The organism is Arthrobacter sp. B2060, assembly GCF_059090445.1.
In genome coordinates this window covers 275,156-299,993 of record NZ_JBNHFR010000005.1, presented here as the reverse complement: position 1 = coordinate 299,993, position 24,838 = coordinate 275,156, and the positions used below count along the sequence as shown (strand labels likewise).

The window sequence follows — 24,838 nt, the reverse complement described above, 5'->3', positions numbered from 1 at the left end:
GCTTGAACCGAAGCTTAAACGCAGTGCCCCCGCAACCTGCCGGTTGCGGGGGCACTGTGTTTAAGAAATTAGGGACCGGGCCTGCGTTAGGCGTCCACTGGCCGGATGTTGTGGATTCTGTCCAGGATCGCGTTTTTCAGATTCGCCGGAGCGGCTTCGGTGCACGACCTTTTGACCATGTTGCGGATGACGCACTCAAGGTCATACTGCTCCGTGCATTCCGGACACTCATCAAGATGATGCTTGATCTCCGCAATGTCACTGCGGGTCAGGGCACCATCCAGATACTCGTAGATACGTTGCATCCGGGCGTCGTCGCAATCGCCCAATCCCTGGCAGTCGCTCATTTCCTGTTCTCCTGTTTGTTGCTTTCTGCTGCTGCATTGGGGTCGGCAGCAGCTTTGAATCCCCGTTCGGCGGCGTAGTCAGCCAGCATGTCGCGCAACATCTTTCGGCCGCGGTGGAGCCGCGACATGACAGTGCCGATGGGAGTGTTCATAATGTCTGAGATTTCCTTGTACGCGAAGCCCTCGACGTCCGCGAAGTAGACGGCCAGCCGGAACTCCTCCGGGATCTCCTGCAGCGCGCGCTTGACATCGGAATCAGGCAGGTGGTCCAGGGCCTCGGCCTCCGCGGAACGGAGCCCGCTCGACGTGTGCGACTCGGCCCGGGCGAGCTGCCAGTCCTCGATGGTGTCCGAATTGGACTGCAGCGGCTCACGCTGACGCTTCCGGTAAAGATTGATGTACGTGTTGGTCAGGATCCGGTACAGCCATGCCTTCAAATTGGTGCCCGGCTTGTACTGGTGGAACGCAGAAAAGGCCTTGGTGTAGGCCTCCTGGACGAGGTCCTCCGCGTCGGACGGGTTTCGTGCCATCCGCATCGCCGCCGAGTACAGCTGGTCAACATACTGCATGGCGTCGCGCTCAAACCGGACCCGGCGTTCTTCCGGGCTTTCGGCGGCGACATCAATTTCCTCCGCCGGCGCCGCGGCCTGCGGGGTGCTGATGTCCTCGGCGCCGTTCCCGGCGTCCTCTTGCGTGGCCTCTACGGCCGGATCCACGGTGCTCATTGCCTTCAAGTCTACTGTCACCCGCCGGACCGGCCCGGAGCCGCTTCCGGAAAGGGATCCGGCGCCATAGGAAACAGCGGCTGACTCCCCCTGCGGCATGCCGAACTCACGCACCTCAAAGTCGGCCACGTCGATTGGTCCCCGCAAACCCACAGCGTCTTTCACCAAAGTCAAAGCTCCATCTCCACTTCACGTGTTCTGCATGGCCAGCGCAATCCTGCGTTCCGGACTCCGCAGCCGTCCGGCCCGGCGAAGCCGTTCCACTACCGCGGCGCGGTTTCACATTCCGCCGTACAGGGGCTACCCGGAAGGCACCCAGCCATGCTTTTCATCCCGGGAACAGCCTGGGACTGTCGTCCCGGCCATTTCGGACCTGCACAGCACAACGGTGTCCGGCGGGCAAATATTCCGCAAAAGTGCAAGACTAGAACCGACTCCGCCGCAGTCACCGCGGCTCGTCCATCCAGGAGGAAATTCATGTCCTTAGTCCGTTTTCTCGCCCGCCCTATGCTGGCTTCAAGTTTCGTCCTCGCCGGCGTGGACAAGCTCAGGAATGCGGACGACACTGTGGAACAGTTGTCCCCCCTGCTGCGGCGCGCTGCCGATGCACTTCCCTTCCAGACCAGCGAGGCTGTCCTTGCCCGGGTCATCGGCGGAACCCAGGTAGGCGCAGGCGTCCTGTTCGCGACAGGCAAGGCTGCCCGGTTGTCGGCCGGCCTCCTGGCCGTCATCTCAGCCCTGAACGCGTTCGTTGAATGGCGCAGCGCCGATATCAGCAGCAAGGAAGGCCGTGACGCCCGCCGCACCCAGCTGCTCAAGAACGTCACCCTGACCGGCGGCGTGCTGCTGGCCTCCGTGGACACCGCCGGCAAGCCGAGCCTGGCCTGGCGCGCCGAGCACCTCGCCGCTGATGCCCGGAAGACCGCGAGCCATCTGGCCTCGGACGCGCGCAAGACCACCGGGAAGAAGCTGCACAAGGCCGACAAAGCCGTCCGCAGGGCAGTCGACCATGCAGTGGGGGCATAGGCAGGAATGACTGGATCCATCACGGACCCGACCGCCGGCCACACCGGCGATGCTGAGCTCTGGCCCGCGCCCTTTGCGGAGCGGCCCGTTGACGCCACAGTGCGCGTCCCCGGCTCGAAGTCACTGACCAACAGGTATCTCGTCCTGGCAGCCCTGGCGGACGGGCCATCCCGCCTGCGGGCGCCGCTGCACTCACGGGACTCCGCCCTGATGATCGGGGCGCTGCGCCAGTTGGGAGCTGACATCCGTGAGGTGCCGGGCGACAGCCCCTTCGGTCCAGACCTCGAAGTGACGCCCATCCCGTCAGGTTCCGGTGCAGTGGACGCCGTCATCGACTGCGGCCTTGCCGGCACGGTCATGCGCTTCGTGCCGCCGATGGCGGCACTCCGCAAGGGTGTCTCCGTTTTCGACGGCGACCCGCACGCGCGCGAACGCCCCATGGGCGCCATCATCGACGCGCTGGCGGCGCTTGGTGTCACCGTCCTCGGCGAAGCCGGCGAAACGCCGTCGTCACTGCCTTTCCGGGTTGAGGGGACGGGAGAGGTCAGGGGTGGCCACCTCGTGATCGACGCGAGCGCGTCATCGCAGTTCGTTTCCGCGCTGCTGCTGGTCGGTGCACGTTTCTCCGAGGGCCTGCACCTGGAACACTCGGGCGACTCCGTGCCGAGCCTGGACCACATCAACATGACCGTGGCTGTGCTGCGCGGCGTGGGGGTGGAGGTGGACGACTCAACACCGAACCACTGGATTGTCAGTCCGGGCCCGATCCGCGCCTTTGACGAACGCATCGAACAGGACCTGTCCAATGCCGGGCCCTTCCTCGCGGCAGCCGTGGCGTCGGGCGGCACGGTGCGCATTCCGGACTGGCCTGCGCCCACCACCCAGGTCGGTGACCAGTGGCGGAGCATCCTCCCGAAGATGGGTGCCACCGTGACGCTGGAAGCCGGAACGCTGACCGTCACGGGCGGCAGGGAGATCCGCGGCGCGGACTTCGCCGACACCAGCGAGCTCGCCCCTACCGTCGCGGCGCTCTGCGCCCTGGCCACCGGCCCCTCCCGGCTCAGCGGCATCGCGCACCTTCGGGGACACGAGACGGACCGCCTGGCCGCGCTGGCGGCGGAAATCAACGGCCTTGGCGGCGATGTCCAGGAGACAGACGACGGGCTGGTGATCCGGCCCGCTAAGCTCCACGGCGGCGTGGTCCGCAGCTACGCTGACCACCGGATGGCCACCGCGGGCGCCATCCTCGGACTGGCTGTCAGGGGCGTCGAGGTCCAGGACATCGGCACCACCGCCAAAACCATGCCGGACTTCCCGCAACTGTGGGCGGACATGATCGCGCAAGGCAGCCACAGCTGGCACGGCAACGCTGCAGGGACCACCGGTGGCACGCAGTACTGAGTCCTGGGACGAATCCGACGTCCGCATCCGGCCCAACAAGAAAGGCACCCGGCCCCGCACCAAAGACCGGCCCAGCCATGACGACGCCGTGACGGGACGCATCATCACCGTTGACCGCGGCCGCTACACAGCGGTTGTCGGCGAGGACTCCGGCGACGAACGCACCGTCATTGCCGCCCGGGCCCGCGAGCTCCGCCGCTCCCCCGTGGTGGCGGGGGACTTCGTGTCCCTCGTGGGAGATGTGTCCGGAGCTCCGGACACACTGGCCCGGCTCGTGAAGATCCAGGACCGGAAGACGCTGCTGCGCCGCAGCGCCGACGATACTGACCCGGTAGAACGGGCGGTGGTGGCCAACGCTGACCAGCTGGTGGTTGTTGTGGCGGCAGCGAACCCGGAGCCCCGGACCGGTTTCATCGACCGTGCGCTGGTGGCCGCCTACGACGCCGGCATCGAGCCGCTGCTGCTCGTCACCAAGGCCGACGTCAAGGACCCCTCGGAACTCCTGGATAACTACCGCCACCTCGATTTCCCGGTCATCATCAGCCGCACCGCCGACTCGGCCGCCTCCGGCATTGACGCCCGCTCCGACGACGGACTGTCCGCCCGCCTCGACATAAACGCCGTCTCCGAGCTGCGCGCCCATCTGGACGGCAAAGTCACCGTCATGCTGGGCCACTCCGGCGTCGGCAAATCCACCATGGTGAACGCGCTGACCGGCGCGGAACGTGCCACCGGGGGCGTCAACGCCGTCACCGGACGCGGGCGACACACGTCGTCGTCGGCTCTTGCACTCAAGCTGGCGGATGCTCCCTCCGGGAGCTGGATCATTGACACCCCGGGCATCCGTTCGTTCGGCCTGGCCCATGTGGATCCGGACCGGATCCTGCATTCGTTCCCCGATCTGGAGCCCGGCACGGAGGCCTGCGAGCGGGGCTGCAAGCACGATGCCTCCGCTGTGAACTGCGGTGTGGACGCCTGGGTGGAGGCCGGCAATGCAGGACCCTCCGGGCCCGCCCGCCTTGCCTCCCTGCGCCGGCTGCTGGGCACCGATCCGCGCATGGAAGCCCAGGAAACAAAGGAACTCGGAAGCGTCAGCTGAGCCGCACGGCGCCTCCGGCCAGCGGACATCCCCGCCCCGCCGGTTCTTTGACGGTAGTTTGGAACCATGACCCAACCCGCTTCGAGCTATAACGACGACCTGCGCCTGGCCCATGTACTGGCGGATTCCGTGGACGACCAGACCATGAGCCGGTTCAAGGCGCTTGATCTTCAGATCGAAACCAAGCCTGACCTGACACCGGTGACGGATGCCGACAAAGCCGCCGAGGAATCCATCCGCGGACAGCTGTCCCGTTCCCGCCCCCGCGATGCCGTCCTCGGCGAGGAGTTCGGCAGTTCCGGCCACGGCTCCCGGCGCTGGATCATTGACCCCATCGACGGAACCAAGAACTTCGTCCGCGGAGTCCCTGTCTGGGCAACGCTGATCGCGCTCGTTGATGAAGGTGAGCCCGTGGTGGGCCTGGTGAGTGCGCCCGCACTCGGAAAGCGCTGGTGGGCGGCCAAGGGCGCCGGCGCCTATATGGGCCGTTCGCTGGCCGCTGCCACCCGGCTCAGAGTCTCCAACGTCTCAAAGCTCTCGGACGCTTCGCTGTCCTACTCCAGCCTTGGCGGCTGGAAGGAGCGGGGAAACCTGGATGATTTCCTTGCCCTCACTGAGGACGTGTGGCGCACCCGTGCCTTCGGGGATTTTTGGTCCTACTGCATGGTGGCTGAAGGCTGCGTTGACATTGCCTGCGAACCCGAACTGAACCTGTACGACATGGCTGCGCTGGTGCCCATCGTCACGGAGGCGGGCGGCCGTTTCACCTCCCTGGAGGGAACCGACGGCCCCTTCGGCGGCAACGCCCTGGCCACCAACTCGATCCTTCATTCCGAGGTTCTCAAGCGCCTCAACCCGCAGTTGGACGATCTGCTGTAGTTCGGCCCAGCGCGCTTTCGGGGAATATTCGACGTCGGACTCCGCCCTCAAGGTGGAGTCCGACGTCGTATGTTCGGCCACCTGCCCGAATTTGGGACGGCTGTAACAAACGGCTTAACAATTGCATCGGCTTTTTCATCGGCGGGCCGGTGTTCTACGCTTTTCTACAGGTCACGAGTGCCAGCGTAAAACCCCGGTTTGCTGGCCGGCAACCCTCCATTCGCGGTGGGGTGCCCCGGGTGACGACCAGGCCGGTCCGGAACGGACCCGGCAAGCGCGGATCCCCGTCACAAGGGGTCCTTTCACAGCGAGGTCCCATGACTACTGCAACCTTCTCCTCCAACACCGCTGCCGGCCTGCTCGACGATCGGTTTGCCGCTGCCGGACGGCCGCTGGCGGCAGTGACCGGCGCTGAGATCCAGGCCCCGCTCATCCAGGGCGGCCACGTGCGCTATGCCAACCTCGACTATGGAGCGTCGGCCCCTGCACTCTCCGTAGTCTCCGCCTACCTCAACGAGATCCTGCCGTTCTACGCCAGCGTGCACCGCGGGGCCGGCTACGCCTCGCAGATCAGCACCTCTGTCTACGAAAACGCCCGGAACATCGTCCGCGAGTTTGTGGGCGGCCGCCCGGACGACTCCGTGATCTTCACGCGGAACACCACGGATTCGCTGAACCTGCTGGCCGGCTGCCTCCCCGTCGAGGACCACGGCTACACCGGGGAAGTCCTGTACCTGGACATCGAGCACCACGCCAACCTGCTGCCGTGGCAGGGTGTGCCCCACCGCAGCGTGGTGGCGTCCGAGACCCTTGAGGCCACCATCGGCAGCCTTCGGGCTGAACTCGAGCAGGGCGACATCAGCCTGCTTGCCGTGACCGGCGCCTCCAACGTCACCGGTGAGATCCTGCCGATCCGCCGCCTCGCCGCCCTGGCGCACGAATTCGGCGCCCGGATCGTGGTGGACGCGGCGCAGCTCGCGCCGCACCGCCGCATCAACATCGCCGCGGACGACGTCGACTACCTCGCCTTCTCCGGCCACAAGCTGTACGCGCCTTTCGGCTCCGGCGTCCTGGTGGGGCGCACCGACTGGCTCGACGCCGGGTCACCGCACCTTGCCGGGGGCGGCGCAGTCAGTGAAGCCCGGCTCGACGGCGTCAGCTGGACCACCGGCCCCGCGCGGCACGAAGGCGGCTCGCCCAACGTCCTGGGCGCAGCCACCCTCGCCCGGGCGGCCCAGGTGATCGCCGCCCTGGACCAGGAGCAATGGCACACGCACGAGGCCGCCATCCGCTCCTTCCTCGTCGAGGGCCTGCAGAAGATCGACGGCGTCACTGTCCACCAGATCTTCTCGGACACCAACCCCGACACTGACACCATTGGCGTGGTCAACTTTTCGGTGGAGGGCTACGACGCCGGACTGGTGGCTGCCTACCTGTCTGCCGAGCACGGCGTCGGGCTGCGCGACGGCCGCTTCTGCGCCCACCCGCTCCTCAAGCGCCTGGGCCTGCCCTCGGGTTCCCTGCGCGCCAGCTTCGGCGTCGGGTCACGGCTTGAGGACGTCCAGCGCCTCCTCGCCGGCATCGAGGAGCTGCGCCGCAGCGGCCTCGGCTGGGACTACGTGGTGGACTCCGGGCGCTGGGTTCCGTCCAACGACACCCGCACCTACCCGCATTGGGCACCGAACACACCCGGTACCGCAGGCGCTGCGCCCTGCACTCTGGACTGAGCGGCACCCTCGACTGACGGCCGCCAGACGGCGCAGTCACAAATGCGGTAAATTCGAAGGGTCAATTTTTACCCTGCCCTAAGGAGACGGCGCGTGGCACGCGGTGGCCCTAAACTCGACCACGGGCGGCGGCAGGAGCTCGGTCAAAGCTTCCAGGACGGCGGCGAGCACTACCACCGTGTTCGGCCCGGCTATCCGGCTGAGTCCGCGGATTGGCTGGTCCCTTCCGGCGCACGGACGGCGGCCGATCTCGGCGCAGGAACCGGCAAGTACACGGAGCTGCTCGTGGCACGCGGCCTGCGTGTCAGCGCGGTTGACCCCTCCCCGGACATGCTTGAGCAGCTCCGTAACGCCTACCCTGCGGTGGAGGCGCTGGAGGGAACCGCTGAGGACACAGGACTTCCCGGATCGGCGTTCGACGTCGTCACTGTGGCGCAGGCATGGCACTGGTGCGACCCCCTGCGTGCCAGCACCGAGATCGCCAGGATCCTGCGGCCCGGCGGCGTGCTTGGCTTGGTCTGGAACCAGCTGGACACATCCGTGCCCTGGGTCCACAGGCTCTCGCGCATCATGCACGCCGGTGACGTGCACAAGCCGCACTTCCGGCCCCCGCTGGGTCCGGAATTCGCAGGGCTGGAAAGCCACCTCACCCGCTGGGAGGACCCGGTCACCACCGCCGACCTCCTTGAACTGGCGAAGTCGCGCAGCTACTACCTCAAAGCTAACGCGGCCAGCCGGGCAAGGGTCACCGCAAACCTGGACTGGTACCTGCATGAGCATCTGGGGCATACCGAAGGCGAGCTGCTGCGCCTTCCCTACCTCACTCAGACGTGGCGGGCTGTCAGGGCATGATGTCGTCCATGCAGCGGGTAGGCTTGGATCCGTGAAGACCAGTACGCCATCCTCCTCGATCGAGGACTACGTCAAGGTCATCTACTCTTTCACTGAGTGGCAGGACAAGCCGATTACGTCAACCCAGCTGGCACAGCGCCTTGGCGTGGCGAATTCGTCGGTCTCGGAGATGGTGCGCAAACTCAAGGACCAGGGGCTGGTGCTGCACAAGCCGTACAGCGCCATCACACTGACTCCGGAGGGAGTCCGCCTCGCCCTGGCTATGGTTCGGCGGCACCGGCTCATCGAGACCTACCTCGTCCAGGACCTCGGGTACAGCTGGGATGAAGTGCATGACGAAGCCGAACTCCTCGAGCATGCGGTGTCCGATACCTTCATCGAGCGGATGGCCGCCAAGCTCGGCAACCCGTCCCGGGACCCCCACGGTGATCCCATCCCCTCCGCGGACGGCACCGTGCAGGTACCGCTTGCCCACCGCATGAGTGAACTCGACGAGGGACACACCGGCCGGATCACCCGCATCAGCGACGAGAATCCGGAGCTGCTGCGCTACCTCGCCTCCGAGAAGATCAACTTGGATGCCGACGTCGAAGTCAGGGGCCGCCGGCCGTTCGGCGGCGCGCTCGTAGTGCGCATCGGCTCCTCGGGGCCGGGAGCAATCCGCGAGGTTGACCTTGCGGATGAAGTCGCCTCCGCCCTGTGGGTGCACAGCGACGACGTGCACCCGGGATGCCGGATGGCCGGCGCCCGATGAGCGGGCACTCCCTCGCCGGGGACCCGGTGGCGGACACTTCCGCATGAAGGCCCATGCCGCCGCGAGTCAGCGCGCGGCGACGGGCACCGGCCGCCACGGCTGGAGGGTCTGGGCCGCCGTCGCTGCGGGAGGACTGGCGGGCACCGAGCTGCGCTTCGGGCTCGGCGTGCTGTTTCCTGAGCAGTACGGCACGGTGCCCTGGACCACTCTGGGCATCAATATCGCCGGAAGCTTTGTCCTTGGCATGCTCACGACCATCTGGATCGCCCGGCCGCAGACTGCCTTCTGGCTCCGTGCCGGCATAGGACCGGGACTGCTCGGATCCTTCACCACCTTCTCGGCACTCGTCGCAGCGGTGGACCAGTTGGCACGCGGCGGGCTTCACACAGTGTGGCTTGCCTATCTTGCACTCTCTGTACTGCTGGGACTTGGCGCCGCAGCGGCCGGCTGGAAGGCCGGCAAGGCAATCGCCGGGAACGGTGGCCATCCGTGACCGCTGCCCTCGCTGTGCCCCTGCTGGTGGGGATCTTCGGCACCGCCGGTGCCCTCATACGGTTTACGGTGGACGGCTGGCTGGCGGGCCGTCCGTCACGCCGTCGCCACTGGCCGTGGGCCACGTTGCTGGTCAATATCGCGGGATCCTTCGTCATCGGAGTATCCCTTGGCCTGAGCAGCAGGCTCGGAGCTGAATGGCATGCGGCGCTGGCCACCGGCCTGGCCGGTGGACTAACGACTTTCAGTTCCTGGACCACTGCCACAGTCCGGCTGGTCAGCGAAGGCCGCCATGCCGCCGCAGCCCTGAACATCGGCAGCAATCTGCTGGCCGGTCTCGCGGCCGCCGCAGCGGGAATTGCGCTCGCTGGCGGGTAGGCCCCGCCGGTCATGGCTTACCGTATCGTGGACTGTGATGATAAGCAGACGCGATGCGGCAATTGCCCTTGATGTACCACTGGAAATGGCCCAGCGCCACGGCATTCCCAGCCGGATGACCGAGGCCGAGCTGGCCGAAATTCTCGACAATCCCCCGCAGTGGCTGCTCCAGTCCAGGGCAAACCGGACGGGGAAACGTCCGGTCTGGGTGCATCTGCGTTGCGATGTGTGCGGTTACACCGAGGCCGCCAGGCCAAAGAAATGGTGGCCCGAGTTCACGTACGTCAGCTGTAACCATCACAGTCCGGCTGATATCCCGGCGCCCGCCCCCGGGTGCGTGAGGAGCGAGTTCGACGGCGTGGGCAGCCGTTTCGTGGGAATCTCCGACGTTCAGGTGTAAGCCTCAGGCTTCAACCTCCACCGCCCTCTACGGGGCATTACATTCGGCATGAAACAGGCGTAATTTTACGTAGGAGGGGCTCACTCCTGCCCCTCGTACGAGGGAGCACGCCATGCCGGACAAGTCACCACACACGCATCAGCAGAAAAAAGCGGGCAAGACCATCAAGCAAAAACGCGCGGACAAGAAAGCGAAGGGGCCCATCGAGGGTCCCCCGGATCCTGTTGCGCACCTGAAGAAACGGTCATAGCCGACCATCATGCAATAGAAGAGCGGGACCGGATTCCGGTCCCGCTCTTCTGTGTCCCAGCCTCTTTGTGTCCCAGCCTCTTTCTGCCCCAGCCTTTTTGTGTCCTAGCCGGTTTCGGCCATTTCCGCCGGCACTGCTGTTATCTCCAGCTCGTGGCCGTCACGGAGGACCACGAGGGTCATGGGTGCGCCGATGGCGTCGGCAAAGAGGAGCTTCTGGAGGCTTTCGGCGTTACTCACCGGACGGGTGGATGCCCGCAGCAGCACGTCCCCGACCCTGAGCCCGGCTTTCTCTGCAGGGGAACCCGGCAGCACTTCGACCACCCGCAGGCCCTCGCGCTGCCCGGTGCGGACTACCTCATTGGGGCCGAGCCTGATGGGGGTGCTAACAACGCCAAGGTAGGCACGGCGCACCCGTCCATCCGCCAGGAGAGCGGAGATAATCCGGCGGGTGGTCTTGTTGATCGGTACGGCAAGTCCCAGCCCGGCGCCGGCAACCGCCGTGTTGATTCCGACGATCCTGCTGCGGGCATCCGCCAAGGCACCGCCGGAGCTGCCGGCGTTGAGGGCGGCGTCGGTCTGGATGACGTCCTCAATGACGCGACGATTACGGCCGGCCCAGACGGGAATCGCGCGGCCCAGACCGCTGACCACCCCAGCGGTCACAGAGCCCGCGAGGCCGAGGGGATTGCCCACAGCGACAACGAGCTGCCCCACGCGGAGGGATTCCGCGTCCCCGAATTCTGCCGGTGCAACCCGCGGCGCACGGCCGCGGACCACGGCCAGGTCGGACAGGGGGTCCGCTCCCACCATCTCAAGATCGGTACCGGAGCCGTCGGCGAAGACGGCGCGGCCCTTCTGGGTCCCGGCCACAACGTGGGCGTTTGTCAGCAGGTATCCGTCCTCGGTGAAGAGCACGGCGGAACCTGCTCCCACGCGGAAGCGACCGCTGCGCCGGGTTCCCGTCATTTCAATGGCCGCGACATGCGGTGTGACGGTACTGGCGACCCGGATCACCGTTTCGGAGTAGGAATCCAGGGCGTCGTCGCCCCTTTCAGGACCTGATGCCTTTGCCGGCGCCGTAGACATGGCGCGCCTCCCTTGCAGGTAGCTCTTGAGGATTAAGTGCTACTTCTCACAACTCCCCCGGCCACCGGGCTAGTCCCCGGAAGGCTACGCCCTCGGTGAACAGCCAGCGGAGGGGCCATCGGGCGGATGATTAAACAGCTACAGCCCGGACCGAAGTCCGGGCTGTAGCTGTTCGGTACTGAAACAGTGGAGATGGGGGGAATTGAACCCCCGTCCGATGTCGTGTTGTCAGGGCTTCTCCGGGCGCAGTTTGCGTCGGATTTTCTCGGCCCCAGCCGTCCTGCAAACAGGCGGCTGATCCGGGCCCAGTCATCTAAGAGTCCCGTTTACCCCGATGACGGGGGCAAACAGCAGTGGCTATCTAAATGACGCCAGGATCCGGGGCGATAGCAACCTCGGGCTGACGGACTGTCTTACTGCTTAGGCAGCAAGAGCGAAGTCAGTGCGCTTAGATTCGGCACTTATTGGTTTGCAGAAAGCGTTTACGAGATAATTCTGCATCCTCGGCCCGCTTCACCTGTCGCGACTAACATCGTCGAAACCGATCATCCCCGTATTTTGTTACCAAACCGGCGGGAACGGATTCCTACCGGACTACCTATCATAACGCATCCCCGCTGCTGATAATTCCTAGCGGCGGTTGCGTTCCCGCATCACCCGGAGGGCCTCGCGCTTGTCCTGCTGCTCACGGAGCGCCTGGCGCTTGTCGTAGTCCTTCTTGCCGCGGGCAATGCCGATCTCGACCTTGGCGCGGCCGTCGAGGAAATACAGCTGGAGCGGCACCACTGTGAAGCCCGATTCCCTGATCTTGTGGGAAATCTTGATGAGCTCCTCGCGGTGCAGCAGCAGTTTCCGACGGCGCCGGGCGGCGTGGTTGGTCCAGCTTCCCTGGTTGTACTCAGGGATGTGGATGCCCTCCATCCACAGCTCGTCATTGTAGAACGTGCAGAAGCCGTCGACCATGGAGGCGTGGCCTTCCCGGAGGGACTTCACCTCGGTGCCCATCAGGGCTATGCCTGCCTCATAGGTATCCAGGACATGGTAGTCATGCCGGGCCTTCCGGTTGGTGGCCACTACCTTACGGCCACTTTCTTTCGGCACGGTAGAACTCCTCAGATCTTAGAAATTTGGCTGCCCGGGTGACCCAGCGGACAGTCATTCCAGTGTACGGCAGTGGGCCAGGGCTGCGGATGCCCTGCCCGGCGGTCAGAGCAGGCGCATGGGGTCGACCGCTTCACCGTTCAACCACGTCTCGAAGTGCGAATGGCAGCCGGTGGAGTTGCCGGTGGTACCCGAGTACGCGATCAGCTGGCCCTGGCTGACCTGCTGCCCCACCGACACCACAACGCTCGAGTTGTGGTAGTAGATGGTAGTGAGTGAGTTGCCCTGGACCACGCCGTGGGAGATCTTCACGTTGTTACCGCCGCCGTCATCGCCCCATCCTGCGGAGAACACGGTGCCCGCCGCCGGCGCATAAACCGGCGTGCCGCAGGCCGCACCGAAGTCGATGCCGGTGTGCATGTAGCCCCCGGAGCCGTAAAAATCCACAGTGCCTGGCGGCGTTGCCCGCCAGCCGAATCCCGACGTGATCGGAACGCCGTCCGAGAACGGGTGGCGGAGGCCAAAGGCCGATGGCGGACCTGCCACGGGCGGCACGTACGGCTGTATGATCCGGGCACGCGCAGCGGCTTCGGCATCACCGCGGGCACGGGCTTCAGCTTCGGCGCGGGCACGGGCGGCAGCAGCCGCAGCTTCGGCGATGCGCCGCTGTTCAGCCAGCCAGGCTTCGCGCAGCTTCCGGTCCCGCTCGACGATTTCGGCCGCCACGGCCTGCTGCCGGGCCTTGACGGTTGCCAGTTTCTTCTGGATTCCGGGCTTGGCAGCTTCAAGCTCTTTGTTGAGGCGTGCTGTGTCCGCGATGAGCTTATCCACCTTGGCCTTCTTGGCGGCTGCCTCGTCGCGGGCGACCTTTTCCCTGGCCAGCGCCGCATCGGCTTTGGCTTTCAGGTCCTTGATCTCCGCTTCGACGGCCTCCAGGCGGGCCTGCGAATTCACGTTCGTGGCGTTCTGCTGTGTCAGCTTGTCCATGGCGGAGTTCTGGCTGCGCATGGCCTGGTCCGCCAGGTCAATCGTGTCGGTGAGGCTGCCCGTGTTGTTCGAACCGAAGAAAAGGGTCAGGTTCGACGGGACGCCGCCTGATTTGTAGGCCTGCGTTGCGATCTGGCCGATCAGCTTCCTGGTGTTGGCGATCTTCTGCTTGTCCGCGTCGAGCTGCTGGGTGATCTTCGCCTTGTTCTGCTGGGCAAGATCAACGCGGGCAGCCAGGGCCTCCACTTCCTTCACGGCGCTCGCCACGCGTCCCTGGGCCTCGAGCAGTGCCTGCTGGGCGCCGGGCAGCTGGCCACGGAACATCACGAGATCCGCAGCGGCTTTGGAGATCTTGGCATCCACGAACTCGAGGGACTGCTGGACGCGGGATGCTTCGGCCCTGAGGGCGTCCTGCTGGTCTTCCAGGTCACCCGCGAATGCCGGGGCTGAGGCTCCGAGCCCGGCAGCGAGCACTATCGCGAGGGCGGCGCTGATGAACCTGCGTTGGCTCCCCGCAGGGATGCTCGGCAGGGACCGGCCGGGCTTCGCGATCATGGGGATTCCTTTTAAGTTCATGTACTACACCCTCAAGTATCGGCGGAGTGTCAAGAGCGACGAAGTGCCGGCCAGAACCACGCCAAGTCCGACGAGGGCAGGGGCGAGCAACAGCGTCTGGGCCGGGGAAATGAACGCCGTGTCGGGGTACTGCTTGGACATGTATTCGCCCAGGAAGAAATGGGCCACCGCCCACAGGGTGCCCGATGCCAACGCTGCTCCAATCACCGCAGCGATGACGCCCTCCAGGATGAAGGGCAGCTGGATCACCGTCTTCGACGCGCCCACGAGCCTCATGATGCCCGTCTCGCGTCGTCGGCTGAACGCCGAGAGCCGGATTGTGGTGGCAATCAGCAGGATGGCGCAAACCGTCATGACACCCGCGATGATAACTGCAACGAGTGAGGCTGCGTTCATGACCGAAAACAGCCGCTCCAGGACCTGCCGCTGGTCGATCACGGTTTCCACACCCGGCTGGGAGGAGAAGGTCTCACTGATGATCTGGTACTTTTCCGGATCCTTCATGTTGATCCGGAAGGAGGCGGGAAGCTGGTCCGGGGTGACGGAGTCGACGATGGGAGAGTTCGAGAACTGTTCCTTGAAGTGCTTGTAGGCATCTTCCTTGGACTCAAACTGGAAGTCGTTGATGTACTGGGACACCGCCGGTGACTCAAGGAGCGTCCGTAGATTGTCCTGCTGCTCGGGTGTCGCTGATCCGGAAGCGCAACCGGCCGCCGTCGAACCTTCACCACAGAGGAAGATGGCCACCTGGACTTTGTCGTACCAGTAGCCCTTCATCTGGGTGATCTGCAGCTGGAGCATGCCCGCGGCGCCGACGAACGTCAGTGAGACGAAGGTGACCAGGATGACCGAAACCACCATCGACAGGTTCCGCCGCAGGCCGCTGCCGATTTCTCCGAGGATGAACTGGAGCCTCACAGCCTGCCCTCCCCCGCCTCGTCGCGTCCACTGGCATCCTTGAGCCTGCGGGACTGTCCGACCACGGGAATCATGGACGTATAGAGGGCACGGGCCTCGTCACGGATGACCACACCGTTCTGGAGTTCCACGACGCGCTTGCGCATCTCGTTGACTATGTCGTCATCGTGGGTCGCCATGACCACGGTGGTGCCATTCTGGTTGATCTTGTCCAGCACGCCCATGATGCCCATGGACGTGGTGGGGTCCAGGTTGCCGGTGGGCTCGTCGGCCAGCAGGATGCCGGGCCGGTTGACCACGGCGCGGGCGATTGCGACGCGCTGCTGCTCGCCGCCGGAAAGCTCGTGCGGCATGCGCTTCTCTTTGCCTTCCAGGCCGACGGTCTTGAGGACCTCGGGGACGGTGTCCCGGATGACGCTGCGGCTCTTGCCGATGACCTGCATGGCGAAGGCGACGTTCGCGAACACGTTCTTCTGCGGAAGCAGGCGGAAGTCCTGGAACACGACGCCGATACCGCGGCGGAGCCTCGGCACCCGCCAGCTCGAGATGTTGGCGACGTTCTGCCCCGCGACGTACACGGCGCCGGACGTGGCGCGGTCTTCCTTGAGCACCAGGCGCAGGAACGTCGACTTGCCGGATCCGGATGCGCCGACGAGGAAGGCGAATTCACCACGGTCTATCTCAAGGGTGACCGAGTCCAGCGCGGGCCGGGTTGTCTGGTCGTAGACCTTGGTGACATTTTCGAAACGGATCATGATCCTATGAACCCTGCAGGGCCTTGATGGCCTGGTCTGCAACCGGTGCGGGGGCTTTCGCTTGGGGAAGGAGAGCTCCGGCTTCTCGACTATACCTACGGGCAAAGGCGCTCCCGGGGGACTCCGGAGGGCGTGTCGCGGTATTGGGGCCGAATGTCCGCGGCGGAGCCGCGGGGTCAATGGAGCTTACTTTTCGGCGTTGCGGTTGTCGGTGCGCCAGCGGATGCCGGCTTCGATGAAGTCGTCGATCGCGCCATCGAACACTGCCGAGGTGTTGCCGACTTCGTGCTCGGTCCGCAGGTCCTTCACCATTTGATAGGGATTCAGGACGTAGGAACGCATCTGGTCGCCCCACGACGCCTTGACGTCACCGGCGAACGCCTTCTTCTCGGCGTCCTCCTGCTCCTTTTTGAGCAGCAGCAGCCTGGACTGCAGCACGCGGAGGGCGGCGGCACGGTTCTGCAGCTGGGACTTTTCGTTCTGCATGGACACCACGGTGCCTGTTGGGATGTGGGTCAGGCGGACCGCGGAGTCCGTGGTGTTGACGGACTGGCCGCCGGGGCCCGAGGACCTGAAGACGTCCACGCGGATCTCGTTGTCCGGGATTTCGATGGAGTCGGTCTGCTCGATGAGCGGGATGACCTCCACGGCGGCGAAGGACGTCTGGCGGCGGCCCTGGTTGTCGAAGGGGCTGATGCGGACCAGCCGGTGGGTGCCGGCTTCAACGCTCAGGGTCCCGAAGGCGTACGGCGCGTTGACTTCGAAGGTCGCGGACTTGAGCCCGGCCTCCTCAGCGTAGGACGTATCCATGACCGTGGTGGGATAGCCGTGGCGCTCGGCCCAGCGCAGGTACATCCGGAGCAGCATTTCGGCGAAGTCGGCGGCATCCACGCCGCCTGCCCCGGCGCGGATGGTCACCACGGCCTCGCGTTCGTCGTATTCACCGGAGAGCAGCGTGACGACTTCCAGTTCCTCCAGTGATTTGCGGATCGACTCGAGTTCCGCCGCGGCCTCACCCATGGAATCGGCGTCGTCCTCGTCCTGGCCCAGTTCCACCAGGACCTCGAGGTCGTCGATGCGCGAGGCCAGCCTGGTCAATCGCTCGAGTTCGGACTGGCGGTGCGAGAGGCGCGACGTGATTGTCTGAGCGGCTGCGGGGTCGTCCCAAAGATTCGGTTCGCCGGCGCGCTCGCTCAGTTCTGCAATGTCTTCCCTCAGCGCCTCGACATTGGTGACGTTTTCAATGGAGGTGTAGGTGGCGCGCAATGCGCGGATCTCTGCAGAAAAATCAATTTGAGCCATGGTGGTTTAAGCCTACGCTATCCGCCTCCTCCGGCCCGACGGTGCACGTACGCCTCTCCCTGCGGTGCGGCACTTGCCTTCAGCGCGTGAGCCTGGACCGCGCAGTGGACGACGCTTCGATCCTTATCCCGTCCGGCACGAGGAAATTCACCACCGGCGGATGGACTGCGGCGCTGAGAACCACGACGGCGGTGGAGCCGTCCGGCGAGCCCGTCGCCGGAGCCACGGAAAGCCCGGAATGCCGCGCAAAGGCGCCATTCCGGTTGAGGTAGTCGCTGGCCACGTTCCTGACGCGGTCTCCACTCAGTGCGGCGCTGGGAGTACCGCCGGCCGTTTCCACCTCGCCCAGGGTGAAGCTGCCCGCAGCAGCAACGGATGCGCCGTCGGCCAAGGACAGGAGCTTCTTGTGCTCGATGTAGAGACTGGATGCGGCCATCACCACGGTGCTGACCAGGAGTGACAGCATGACAAAGCCAATGACGAGCACGGTTATCTGCCCGTCCTCGGCGACCGCCTTTCCGGACGGGCCCGGGGATGGCGGGCGGCGTGCGCGGCATATCAACGGAATCTGCCCACGATCTGGGTTGCCGTGGCATTTAGTTGGCTGGCATTGAGATGGAATGCGTCAGTGAAGGGGACAAACGGCAGGGGCACACTGAGGTGCACGGTGACGGTCACTGCAGAGCCCGCGGCCATGCAGTCGCCACGGTCGCACCTCACTTCAACGCGGGCGTTTTCGGCAACATGGCCGTAGTCGGCGAGGGCCATCACGGCCGCCTGCTCTGCTGCTGCCCTGCCGGACGATTCGTCGGGCTGGGCCACGAATACCTTGGCCGCCTGGTCTGCTGCCCCGACCACGGCAAACGAACCTCCCTGTATCTGGCCGACGGTGATGATGAAGTACACGACCGGCACCATGAGGAGCAGCCCCAGAAAGGTGAACTCCACGACTGCACTCCCGCGCTCGCCTTGGTCGTCAGCCGGCGATGCCGTCTCAACGCCCAGTCCTTCGCCGGCTCTGTTCTCAGTTGGCTGCGCCACGGGAAGAGGCAAGAGCCGGGGCTCAGTTGTTGATCGCTGCATGTCCACTTACTTCCAGCAAACCGCGCGGACCGATCAACCCGATCACTGGCATTGGCGCCCTGACGGTCACTTCCAGGGCGCGCAGCCCCTGGAACGTGACCTCGCGTGTCTGAATGTCCTGGGCGAAGTCGGCGTTGAGTGCCGTGTGGATGAGCTCACCGGTGCGTTTGCGCGCGTCGGTGACGCTGCGGTCGGCCAACGTCCCGTACCGGGCGCCCGACGCCGCAGCATCGATCAGTGTATTCCGGACGTGCAACACGAGCGCGAGCTGGATGATGGCGAGAAAGAACATCGTGAGCAGCCCACCCACCAGGACAAAGTCGACGACCGCAGAACCTCTTTCGCGCTCGGAGCGGGCGGCGGCGACCGGCAACATCGCCTATTTTCCGACCGTGTCCATTGCCTGAGTGAACATGGCCTCAAGCGCCGGTCCGGCGAGTGCGAGCAGAGCCGCCACCAGCACCGCCGACATGAGGGTGATCATGACCCATCCAGGAACGTCTCCCCGCTCGGCGTGATCACCGCTGTGGGGCTCATCGTGGCGGTACTTCCGGACCAAGGCCGCAGCTCCCCCGACGCGCAGCCCCAGCGCGCGCACTAATGCAATTCCATGCCTGGCCATGTGTGTCATTTTGATTCCCGTTTCTTTCTTTGAGATGGCGAGTACTGGCTAAGGACAAGCGGATTTCCGCAACGGTCAGGGCTAACGGGCCCGCGGACCACGTCACAGGTTCAAACTCAGGGCGGCCAGGCCCGGGAACACCGCGAAGACCACGGTGAGCGGCAACACGCCGAAGACAAGGGGAACCATCATCGCGATCTCTTTCTTTCCGGCGGACTCCATCAGGTCGCGTTTTGCGGTGTCCCTGACGTCCTGGGCCTGGGCCCTGAGCACGTCGGCCAAGGGCGTGCCCCTCTCCACTGCGACGATGATTCCGTCCACGAAACGGACGAGCGGCCCGAGATCGGTCCGGGAGGAGAACTCCTGCAGGGCCTCCACGAGGGGTTTTCCCGCACGCGTTTCAGCGAGCACTTTCTCAAACTCCCTGGAGAGTTCCCCGCGGGCGCTTCTGCAAACCCTGTCCAAAGCACCGGTGGCGCTCTCCCCCGCGCCAACGGCGAGCGCCATCAGCTCAGCAAGGCTCGGAAACTCAGCCATCATCCGGCCCTCCCGTTTCCTGATCTGCACTCCCAGCCAATAGTCGCGGAACAGGAACCCGCCCGCCGCGCTTCCTGCCGCAATAACGACTGCCAGCACTGGGCTGAATCTCCCCGCCATGGCACCGAGAGCTATCATCCCGACGGTGGCCACGAAGGCACCCACGGCCCAGAGAAGCTGTTCGGCGCGAAAATGAACCGGCGATTTGCTGATTCCTGCCTGCGCCAGCCTGCGGGCCAGGGCTGAGGACCCCAGGTTCAACTTGCCCAGCTTTGCCAACCCGTCCCTGATCAGGGGACGCACGATGCGCTCGAGCGGCCCGAAGGGCGTGAGATTGTGGTCAGCTGCCCGAAGCAGCCTGGATTCCATGTTCTGGGCTTTGAGCTGCGGCTCTATCCGCTCCGCAAAGGAGACGGGCCGCATGAACGGAAGGCGGACCAGAAGTAGCCAAAGGCCGGCGCCGAGGAGCAGGCCGCACGCGATTTCGGCTGCAGGGAGGGTCGTCATCGCAGGACCCTCTCCTCTGCGGGAAGCGCCCCAATCCGCAGCATGATCGAGTAGCACACCAGGGAAACCACCAGCCCTCCGAGCAGAACTGCCGCACCTATGGGCGTGTTGTAGGCGGCCACTGCCTCCGGGCGGCTCACCAGCAGCACCATGACCAACCAAGGAGCCGCGACGGCGAGCCGGGCTGCGTTGACTGTCCAGGACTGCCGGGCTTCCAGTTCGCTCCGGGTTCTGGCACTTTCCCTGAGGAACTCGGCAAGTGTCCCCAGCAGCCTGCCGAGGTCTGAACCGCCCACTTCCCTCGTGAGCCTCAGCGCTTCGATGATGCGATCTGCCACTGGATCAGCAAGACGCTCCTTGAGCTTGTTCAGTGAAGCATCGAACTGGCCACCAGCCCGGTAGTCGGAGCCGAAATCACGAAAGACGTGACGAAGTTCCTCCGGCCCTTTCTCGCCCAACTGGATGAGGGCCTCCGGCAGCGATAGGCCCGCCCGGATCGCGGATCTAAGGTGATCAACAACGTCCGGCCACAGCCGCCGCAAAACCGCAGTCCGCCGTCGGGCGCGCCACCTGACCGCCACGATGGGAAGCCAGGCTCCGAACAGACCGAAACAACATGAAACCGGCCATGACTTGCTGACGGCAAAGAAGGCCAGCATCACGAAAAGCCCAAGCCCGAGGCAACTGCCGACGAGGCCGGCGCCCGTCACTTTTTCAACCCCGGCCGCAAGCAGCAGGTCGTGGAGGCGGCTGGTCCGCGGTTCCTGCCTGACGCTTTCCGGTTGTTCCCAGGCCGACCACCAGATGAGAAAGAGGCCCGCCCCTGCCAGCACGCCAAGCAGCGGGGCCATCAGCGCGACTCCAGCAGTGCCGCAACGTCGTAACCCGACCGGGCGAACTTTTCCGGCGCGGGCATCGAGCTGGCTTTCGGCTGCAGCTGTCCGTCGACGAGGGAAAAGACCATGGACGATTCGATGACGCCGTTCTCGACCCTCCTTCCCAGCGACAGGATCTCAGTCACCCGCCTCCGGCCGTTCACCTGCCGGCTGCAATGGACCACAAGGTCGATGCAGGAGGCGACGGTGGGCACAACGAACGCACTGGCGCTCTATGTCAAAGCACTACAAGGGAACTATGCTGACCACATGACTACTCGAGCAGCCATCTATTGCCGTATCTCCAAGGACCGCGAAGGCGCCGGCCTAGGTGTACAGCGCCAGGAACAGGACTGCCGCGAGGTTGCCCAAAGGCTCGGCTGGGAAGTCGCTTGTGTGCTTGTAGACAACGACATCAGCGCCTACAGCGGCAAGATGCGGCCCAAGTACCGGGAACTGCTGGAAGTCATGAAGTCCGGCGCCGTTAAAGGGGTCATCGCATGGCACACGGACCGGCTGCACCGGTCCCCCCTTGAACTCGAGGAATACATCGACGTATCCGAATCTCAGGGCATCACAACGCAGAGCGTCAAGGCCGGGGAAATTGACCTCAGCACCGCGTCAGGCCGGGCCGTGGCCCGCACGTTGGGCGCATGGGCTCGCTATGAATCGGAACACAAGTCCGACAGGATCACTAGGAAGAAACTTCAGCTCGCGCAGGCAGGCGCATTCACTGGCGGGCCTGTCCCCTACGGCTGGGAAATGGTCAACGGCGCCCCTGTGATTGTGGATTCCGACGCGAAAGAGATTAGGCAGGCCATCACGGCGACTATCGCGGGGGCAAGTATCGGCTCCATCGTCCGCGACATGAACGACCGCGGCGTTTTGACCCGCCGGGGGCAGAAATGGACATCAACGGCGGTTAGGAACATGCTCCTGCGTCCGACTAACGCAGGCCTGTCAGCGTATCGCGGGGAAATCGTTGGGCAGTCCACGTTCCCGGCGATCATCACAGAGGACCAATGGCGGACGGTTACGGCCATCATCACGAACCCGGACCGTAGGACCCAGACCGATTCTCGAGTCAGGCACGTACTAGCCGGCCTGCTTCGCTGCGGTGGTTGTGGTGCGCCCATGAAAACATCCTCACGCGCTGCCGGTAGCGGGCCACGCAGCTCGAGGTTCTACTACAAGTGCCCAACCCGCGGCACTGGGCACGCATTTCAGACAGCCGACCCTGTGGAGAATCTTGTATCAAGGATGGTAGTCGCCTGGCTTGAGGAGCCCGGCAATATTGCACGCGTTTCAGGCCCGCAGAACCAGGACAGGCAGCATGAATTGCAGAGCGAGGCTGTAGCCCTCCGGGGCCGTATGGATGAGGCCGCGAACAGCTTTGCAGACGGCCTCATCACGGCTAAGCAGATGGAATCCATCACGAGCCGAGTCAAGGTCAAATTGGGAGAAGTTGACAGGGACCTTGCTGCCGCGGCACGGGCTTCTGTAGTGCCAGCGTTGGCCGCGGAGAATGTGCGGGCATGGTGGGAGTCCGCCGGAATAGAGCGCCAGCGCACTGTTATTGACGCGCTGATGATCCCTTACGTTGAGCCGGTGAAGAAGTCGGCCCCGCGCTTTTTTGATCCCAACCGGATCCGCATCGAGTGGAAACACGACTGAGCGCGACGTAACAAAGAGAATATACATCGTAACATTGGAGAATAGAGGCGCCTTCCAGTGTGATCTTTGTCACACTTTATTGACTCTCCTCCTGTGGATTATGCCGGGAAAATGTTACTTCGTGATACCCTCCCAGACGCCGCCTAACATGCGCTTTTCTTGCCTGGGGTATGCGGGATCCAATCCCCCTATCCCCCCGATAAACCGCGCCAATTAAAGGGGCGGGCTTAATTCTGTGTTGACGGGAGGCCTTTTTACATGCCCCGACACGCCCAAATCCGGGCAAGTCGACACGCCGTGAACCGAGTATCCCCTAGTAACAATCCCGCCTGTGGATAGCGGCTTGCGGCCGCCTCGGAATGGGCCGCAAGGGGGGTGTTAAAAAGCGGAGGCCCGTGGGAATCTTGAATTAGCCGGAGGACACAAAAGAAACCCGCAACTCCTGCGAAGAGTCTGCGGGTTCGTCACGTCTGGCCAACACTGTTAACTGCCTTGCTCATAAGGCATGACCATAAGGTGCATAATTGGCTCACGCTACCCCGGAACCGGGCTCATACGGATCCGAAGATGAAATCACAGTACCGTCAAACCAGCCTAGCAAGCAAGCGGCGACACGTGAAGCAGAAATCGATGCCTACGTCGCCCGCGTTGTCAGCGAAGCTCCCAAGCGATCAGACGAGTTTCTAGACCGTATCGCTGTATTGCTCCGGCCACAGGCGCAACGCGCCAACGCAACCCCGTGGATCACCGAAAAGCAGTACCAGTCGCTCGAATACCGCCGCTACCTGGACAACGAAACCCCCGGGAAATTCGGATACTTCACTGCTGATGGTGAGGCTGCATGACGGCGGACCACGCAGAGCCCCCCGCCGGATACTGGGCAGAACGGCAAGCACAAGAAGCCGGGACCGTCCACGAATACACGCCCCCGTCTTGGAAGCCACTAGACCTCACCGCATACCTCAACGGAACGCACAAGGCCTTACAGCCGTCCCTCATGGCTCGCGCAGACGGACAATGCATGCTCTACGCCGGAATGGTTCACGCATTCAACGGTGAATCCGAATCCTGCAAAAGCATGATGGCCCAACACGAAACAGTGCGACAGATAAAAGCCGGCAAACGCTGCATGTATATCGACTTCGAATCAGACGCCGCATCAGTCACCAGTCGACTCCTAATGATGGGCGCCAGCCCGGAAGACATCAGCGAGAACCTGGATTACGTCAGGCCCGATGTTGATCCCGTGTCTTTTGCCGATGAAAACGCCGAATGGCACCACATTCTGCAAAACAAATACGCGCTTGTTGTTATCGACGGAGTAACAGAGGCTTTCGCCGTTTTTGGAGTGAAGTCCATTGACAATGACGAAGTGACGGCGTGGGGACGCAAGGTGCCCCGTCAGATCGCCGCAAAGACCGGTGCCGCCGTAGTCGTAGTCGATCACGTTACGAAGTCCTCGGAGGGCCGTGGACGGTTCGCTATCGGCGCGCAGGCCAAGATGTCTTACCTGACAGGCGCGGCCTACATGGTGGAGATCATCAGCCCGGTCGGTGTAGGGATGGTCGGCAAGGTCGCTATGAGAGTCGGCAAGGACCGTCCTGGACAAGTTAGGCCAGTGTCCGGCGAATGGCGCAAAAGTGACCGAACGCAGGAAACCGCAATCGTCACCGTCGATTCAACGATCCCCAATCGGATCCTCTGCACAGTCGATCCGCCCCGGAAATCGACTGACAGCAACGGCCTACCGCTGGAACTCATGGAAGCAATATCCAAGGCCATCGAAGACGCGCCGGCGCCACTCAGCTTCAGACGGATCAATGCGTTGGTTTCCGGCAAGGACGAGAGTAAGCGGGCGGCGATAGCGCTGCTTGAAGCAGACGGATTCATCAGCATCATTCCCGGCGCTCGAAACGCTCACGAACACCACTCCCTCAGACCGTTCAGAGCCTCCCCAGAACCTGAACTGCTCGCAGCGTGAGTGTCAGTGTGTCCCGTTCTAAAGAAACGGGACGGGACACACACACTCAAACACTTCCCAGTGTCTCGGGACACGGTTGGGACACAGTCGGACACGGTCACACACTCGGCGGAAAGAACCCGAATTGAACATCAACGAAAAACACACACTTGCAGAGTGGCGGAACCTCGCAGGCACACGCCAAGGACTCATCAACAAACTCGACAAGAAGGTACGCAGGCTTGAAGCAGAGCTAGCAGCCGTCAAGGCATCACGGGAAGCCGACGCCGCAAGGCTCGCCATGTACGACAGGCGGGAGGCCGCGTGAAGCTCACCAAGGCCGACCTCGAGCAGCTCTGTGACGCCCTAAAGGCCAAAGCCTTACACGAGCAGATGGAACGGCGCCGCTGGCAGCAAAGGGCTATAGAAGCCGAATCACGGCTCGCCATCTACGAAGGGGCACCCGAGTGACGCGCTCCGCAGATAGTTACGAGTCAGAAATCCGGTACTGGCGGGACATGGC

Annotated in this window: 30 protein-coding genes, 1 other RNA gene, 1 pseudogene and 1 riboswitch; of the genes and pseudogenes, 16 read left to right on the top strand and 16 right to left on the bottom strand. The window is 64.1% G+C overall.

Going from position 1 to position 24,838, the window contains the following annotated elements; all coding sequences use genetic code 11:
* Window positions 1–86: 86 nt before the first annotated feature.
* Window positions 87–347: a mycothiol system anti-sigma-R factor gene (rsrA, locus tag AC5RUM_RS11885; RefSeq protein ID WP_205655327.1), complete on the bottom strand. Its 261-nt coding sequence runs from the start codon at window positions 345–347 to the stop codon at window positions 87–89.
* Window positions 344–1,171 carry a sigma-70 family RNA polymerase sigma factor gene (locus tag AC5RUM_RS11880; RefSeq protein WP_494035152.1) on the bottom strand — a complete coding sequence of 276 codons (828 nt, stop codon included), beginning with the start codon at window positions 1,169–1,171 and terminating at the stop codon, window positions 344–346. The genes rsrA and AC5RUM_RS11880 overlap by 4 nt, the downstream gene beginning before the upstream one ends.
* 378 nt (window positions 1,172–1,549) lie before the next feature.
* On the opposite strand from AC5RUM_RS11880, the gene AC5RUM_RS11875 reads away from it, so the two are divergent.
* The 11 genes from AC5RUM_RS11875 (at window position 1,550) to AC5RUM_RS11825 (ending at window position 10,330) form a co-directional block, all read left to right on the top strand.
* Entirely contained in the window at window positions 1,550–2,098 is a 549-nt protein-coding gene (locus AC5RUM_RS11875) for a DoxX family protein (RefSeq protein WP_494035109.1), read from the top strand.
* Window positions 2,099–2,104: 6 nt separating this feature from the next.
* Complete coding sequence (aroA, locus tag AC5RUM_RS11870) at window positions 2,105–3,499, top strand: 3-phosphoshikimate 1-carboxyvinyltransferase (protein WP_494035108.1); 1,395 nt, start codon at window positions 2,105–2,107, stop codon at window positions 3,497–3,499.
* The gene (gene rsgA / locus AC5RUM_RS11865; protein WP_494035107.1) at window positions 3,483–4,598 is read left to right on the top strand and encodes a ribosome small subunit-dependent GTPase A; all 1,116 of its coding nucleotides are present in this window, start codon (window positions 3,483–3,485) and stop codon (window positions 4,596–4,598) included. The genes aroA and rsgA overlap by 17 nt, the downstream gene beginning before the upstream one ends.
* Before the next feature lie 66 nt (window positions 4,599–4,664).
* A complete protein-coding gene (gene hisN, locus AC5RUM_RS11860; RefSeq protein WP_494035106.1) occupies window positions 4,665–5,477 on the top strand; it encodes a histidinol-phosphatase in 813 nt (270 codons plus the stop codon).
* A 169-nt stretch (window positions 5,478–5,646) separates the two neighbouring features.
* Window positions 5,647–5,760: riboswitch (SAM riboswitch) on the top strand.
* A 34-nt stretch (window positions 5,761–5,794) separates the two neighbouring features.
* The gene (locus AC5RUM_RS11855) at window positions 5,795–7,204 is read left to right on the top strand and encodes an aminotransferase class V-fold PLP-dependent enzyme (RefSeq protein ID WP_494035105.1); all 1,410 of its coding nucleotides are present in this window, start codon (window positions 5,795–5,797) and stop codon (window positions 7,202–7,204) included.
* A gap of 93 nt (window positions 7,205–7,297) precedes the next feature.
* On the top strand, window positions 7,298–8,056 hold the full coding sequence (locus AC5RUM_RS11850) for a class I SAM-dependent methyltransferase (protein ID WP_494035104.1): 759 nt from the start codon (window positions 7,298–7,300) through the stop codon (window positions 8,054–8,056).
* Window positions 8,057–8,087: 31 nt separating this feature from the next.
* Complete coding sequence (locus tag AC5RUM_RS11845) at window positions 8,088–8,810, top strand: metal-dependent transcriptional regulator (RefSeq protein ID WP_494035103.1); 723 nt, start codon at window positions 8,088–8,090, stop codon at window positions 8,808–8,810.
* Window positions 8,811–8,853: 43 nt separating this feature from the next.
* Window positions 8,854–9,303, top strand: a complete 450-nt coding sequence (locus tag AC5RUM_RS11840; protein WP_494035102.1) for a fluoride efflux transporter FluC — start codon at window positions 8,854–8,856, stop codon at window positions 9,301–9,303.
* Entirely contained in the window at window positions 9,300–9,680 is a 381-nt protein-coding gene (locus AC5RUM_RS11835) for a fluoride efflux transporter FluC (protein ID WP_400578525.1), read from the top strand. The genes AC5RUM_RS11840 and AC5RUM_RS11835 overlap by 4 nt, the downstream gene beginning before the upstream one ends.
* A gap of 37 nt (window positions 9,681–9,717) precedes the next feature.
* Window positions 9,718–10,080 (top strand): hypothetical protein, encoded by a 363-nt coding sequence (locus AC5RUM_RS11830; protein ID WP_400578527.1) that lies wholly within the window; start codon window positions 9,718–9,720, stop codon window positions 10,078–10,080.
* A gap of 112 nt (window positions 10,081–10,192) precedes the next feature.
* Complete coding sequence (locus AC5RUM_RS11825) at window positions 10,193–10,330, top strand: hypothetical protein (RefSeq protein ID WP_494035101.1); 138 nt, start codon at window positions 10,193–10,195, stop codon at window positions 10,328–10,330.
* Between the two features lie 104 nt (window positions 10,331–10,434).
* On the opposite strand, the gene AC5RUM_RS11820 is transcribed toward AC5RUM_RS11825, so the two are convergent.
* From AC5RUM_RS11820 to AC5RUM_RS11755, 14 genes and pseudogenes are all read right to left on the bottom strand, one after another.
* Window positions 10,435–11,418, bottom strand: a complete 984-nt coding sequence (locus tag AC5RUM_RS11820; RefSeq protein ID WP_494035100.1) for a S1C family serine protease — start codon at window positions 11,416–11,418, stop codon at window positions 10,435–10,437.
* Window positions 11,419–11,602: 184 nt separating this feature from the next.
* Window positions 11,603–11,971: a transfer-messenger RNA gene (gene ssrA, locus AC5RUM_RS11815) on the bottom strand.
* Window positions 11,972–12,048: 77 nt separating this feature from the next.
* Window positions 12,049–12,519: an SsrA-binding protein SmpB gene (smpB, locus tag AC5RUM_RS11810; protein WP_494035099.1), complete on the bottom strand. Its 471-nt coding sequence runs from the start codon at window positions 12,517–12,519 to the stop codon at window positions 12,049–12,051.
* Between the two features lie 105 nt (window positions 12,520–12,624).
* A complete protein-coding gene (locus AC5RUM_RS11805) occupies window positions 12,625–14,061 on the bottom strand; it encodes a peptidoglycan DD-metalloendopeptidase family protein (RefSeq protein WP_494035098.1) in 1,437 nt (478 codons plus the stop codon).
* A 24-nt stretch (window positions 14,062–14,085) separates the two neighbouring features.
* Entirely contained in the window at window positions 14,086–15,000 is a 915-nt protein-coding gene (gene ftsX, locus AC5RUM_RS11800; protein ID WP_400578534.1) for a permease-like cell division protein FtsX, read from the bottom strand.
* On the bottom strand, window positions 14,997–15,755 hold the full coding sequence (ftsE, locus tag AC5RUM_RS11795; protein WP_494035097.1) for a cell division ATP-binding protein FtsE: 759 nt from the start codon (window positions 15,753–15,755) through the stop codon (window positions 14,997–14,999). Before ftsE ends, ftsX begins: the two co-directional genes overlap by 4 nt.
* Before the next feature lie 186 nt (window positions 15,756–15,941).
* Entirely contained in the window at window positions 15,942–17,057 is a 1,116-nt protein-coding gene (prfB, locus tag AC5RUM_RS11790; RefSeq protein ID WP_494035096.1) for a peptide chain release factor 2, read from the bottom strand.
* Window positions 17,058–17,136: 79 nt separating this feature from the next.
* Complete coding sequence (locus tag AC5RUM_RS11785; RefSeq protein WP_494035151.1) at window positions 17,137–17,550, bottom strand: pilus assembly protein TadG-related protein; 414 nt, start codon at window positions 17,548–17,550, stop codon at window positions 17,137–17,139.
* Window positions 17,551–17,615: 65 nt separating this feature from the next.
* Window positions 17,616–18,062, bottom strand: a complete 447-nt coding sequence (locus tag AC5RUM_RS11780) for a hypothetical protein (protein WP_494035150.1) — start codon at window positions 18,060–18,062, stop codon at window positions 17,616–17,618.
* A 58-nt stretch (window positions 18,063–18,120) separates the two neighbouring features.
* A complete protein-coding gene (locus AC5RUM_RS11775) occupies window positions 18,121–18,516 on the bottom strand; it encodes a TadE family protein (protein WP_494035095.1) in 396 nt (131 codons plus the stop codon).
* 3 nt (window positions 18,517–18,519) lie between these two features.
* Window positions 18,520–18,762, bottom strand: a complete 243-nt coding sequence (locus tag AC5RUM_RS11770) for a hypothetical protein (RefSeq protein ID WP_494035094.1) — start codon at window positions 18,760–18,762, stop codon at window positions 18,520–18,522.
* A 102-nt stretch (window positions 18,763–18,864) separates the two neighbouring features.
* Window positions 18,865–19,806, bottom strand: coding sequence for a type II secretion system F family protein (locus AC5RUM_RS11765; RefSeq protein WP_494035093.1), 942 nt, complete (start codon window positions 19,804–19,806; stop codon window positions 18,865–18,867).
* On the bottom strand, window positions 19,803–20,657 hold the full coding sequence (locus AC5RUM_RS11760) for a type II secretion system F family protein (RefSeq protein ID WP_494035092.1): 855 nt from the start codon (window positions 20,655–20,657) through the stop codon (window positions 19,803–19,805). Before AC5RUM_RS11760 ends, AC5RUM_RS11765 begins: the two co-directional genes overlap by 4 nt.
* Window positions 20,657–20,911 (bottom strand): annotated as a pseudogene (locus AC5RUM_RS11755) (CpaF family protein); the annotation flags it as partial. The gene AC5RUM_RS11760 and the pseudogene AC5RUM_RS11755, both read right to left, overlap by 1 nt.
* A 40-nt stretch (window positions 20,912–20,951) precedes the next feature.
* On the opposite strand from AC5RUM_RS11755, the gene AC5RUM_RS11750 reads away from it, so the two are divergent.
* The 5 genes from AC5RUM_RS11750 to AC5RUM_RS11730 all read left to right on the top strand — a co-directional run bounded on the left by AC5RUM_RS11750 (window position 20,952) and on the right by AC5RUM_RS11730 (window position 24,786).
* Window positions 20,952–22,355, top strand: coding sequence for a recombinase family protein (locus tag AC5RUM_RS11750; RefSeq protein ID WP_494035091.1), 1,404 nt, complete (start codon window positions 20,952–20,954; stop codon window positions 22,353–22,355).
* 524 nt (window positions 22,356–22,879) lie between these two features.
* Complete coding sequence (locus AC5RUM_RS11745) at window positions 22,880–23,200, top strand: hypothetical protein (protein WP_494035090.1); 321 nt, start codon at window positions 22,880–22,882, stop codon at window positions 23,198–23,200.
* 176 nt (window positions 23,201–23,376) lie between these two features.
* Window positions 23,377–24,336 (top strand): AAA family ATPase, encoded by a 960-nt coding sequence (locus AC5RUM_RS11740; RefSeq protein WP_494035089.1) that lies wholly within the window; start codon window positions 23,377–23,379, stop codon window positions 24,334–24,336.
* Between the two features lie 124 nt (window positions 24,337–24,460).
* On the top strand, window positions 24,461–24,643 hold the full coding sequence (locus AC5RUM_RS11735) for a hypothetical protein (RefSeq protein ID WP_494035088.1): 183 nt from the start codon (window positions 24,461–24,463) through the stop codon (window positions 24,641–24,643).
* The gene (locus AC5RUM_RS11730; protein ID WP_494035087.1) at window positions 24,640–24,786 is read left to right on the top strand and encodes a hypothetical protein; all 147 of its coding nucleotides are present in this window, start codon (window positions 24,640–24,642) and stop codon (window positions 24,784–24,786) included. Before AC5RUM_RS11735 ends, AC5RUM_RS11730 begins: the two co-directional genes overlap by 4 nt.
* Window positions 24,787–24,838: the final 52 nt, after the last annotated feature.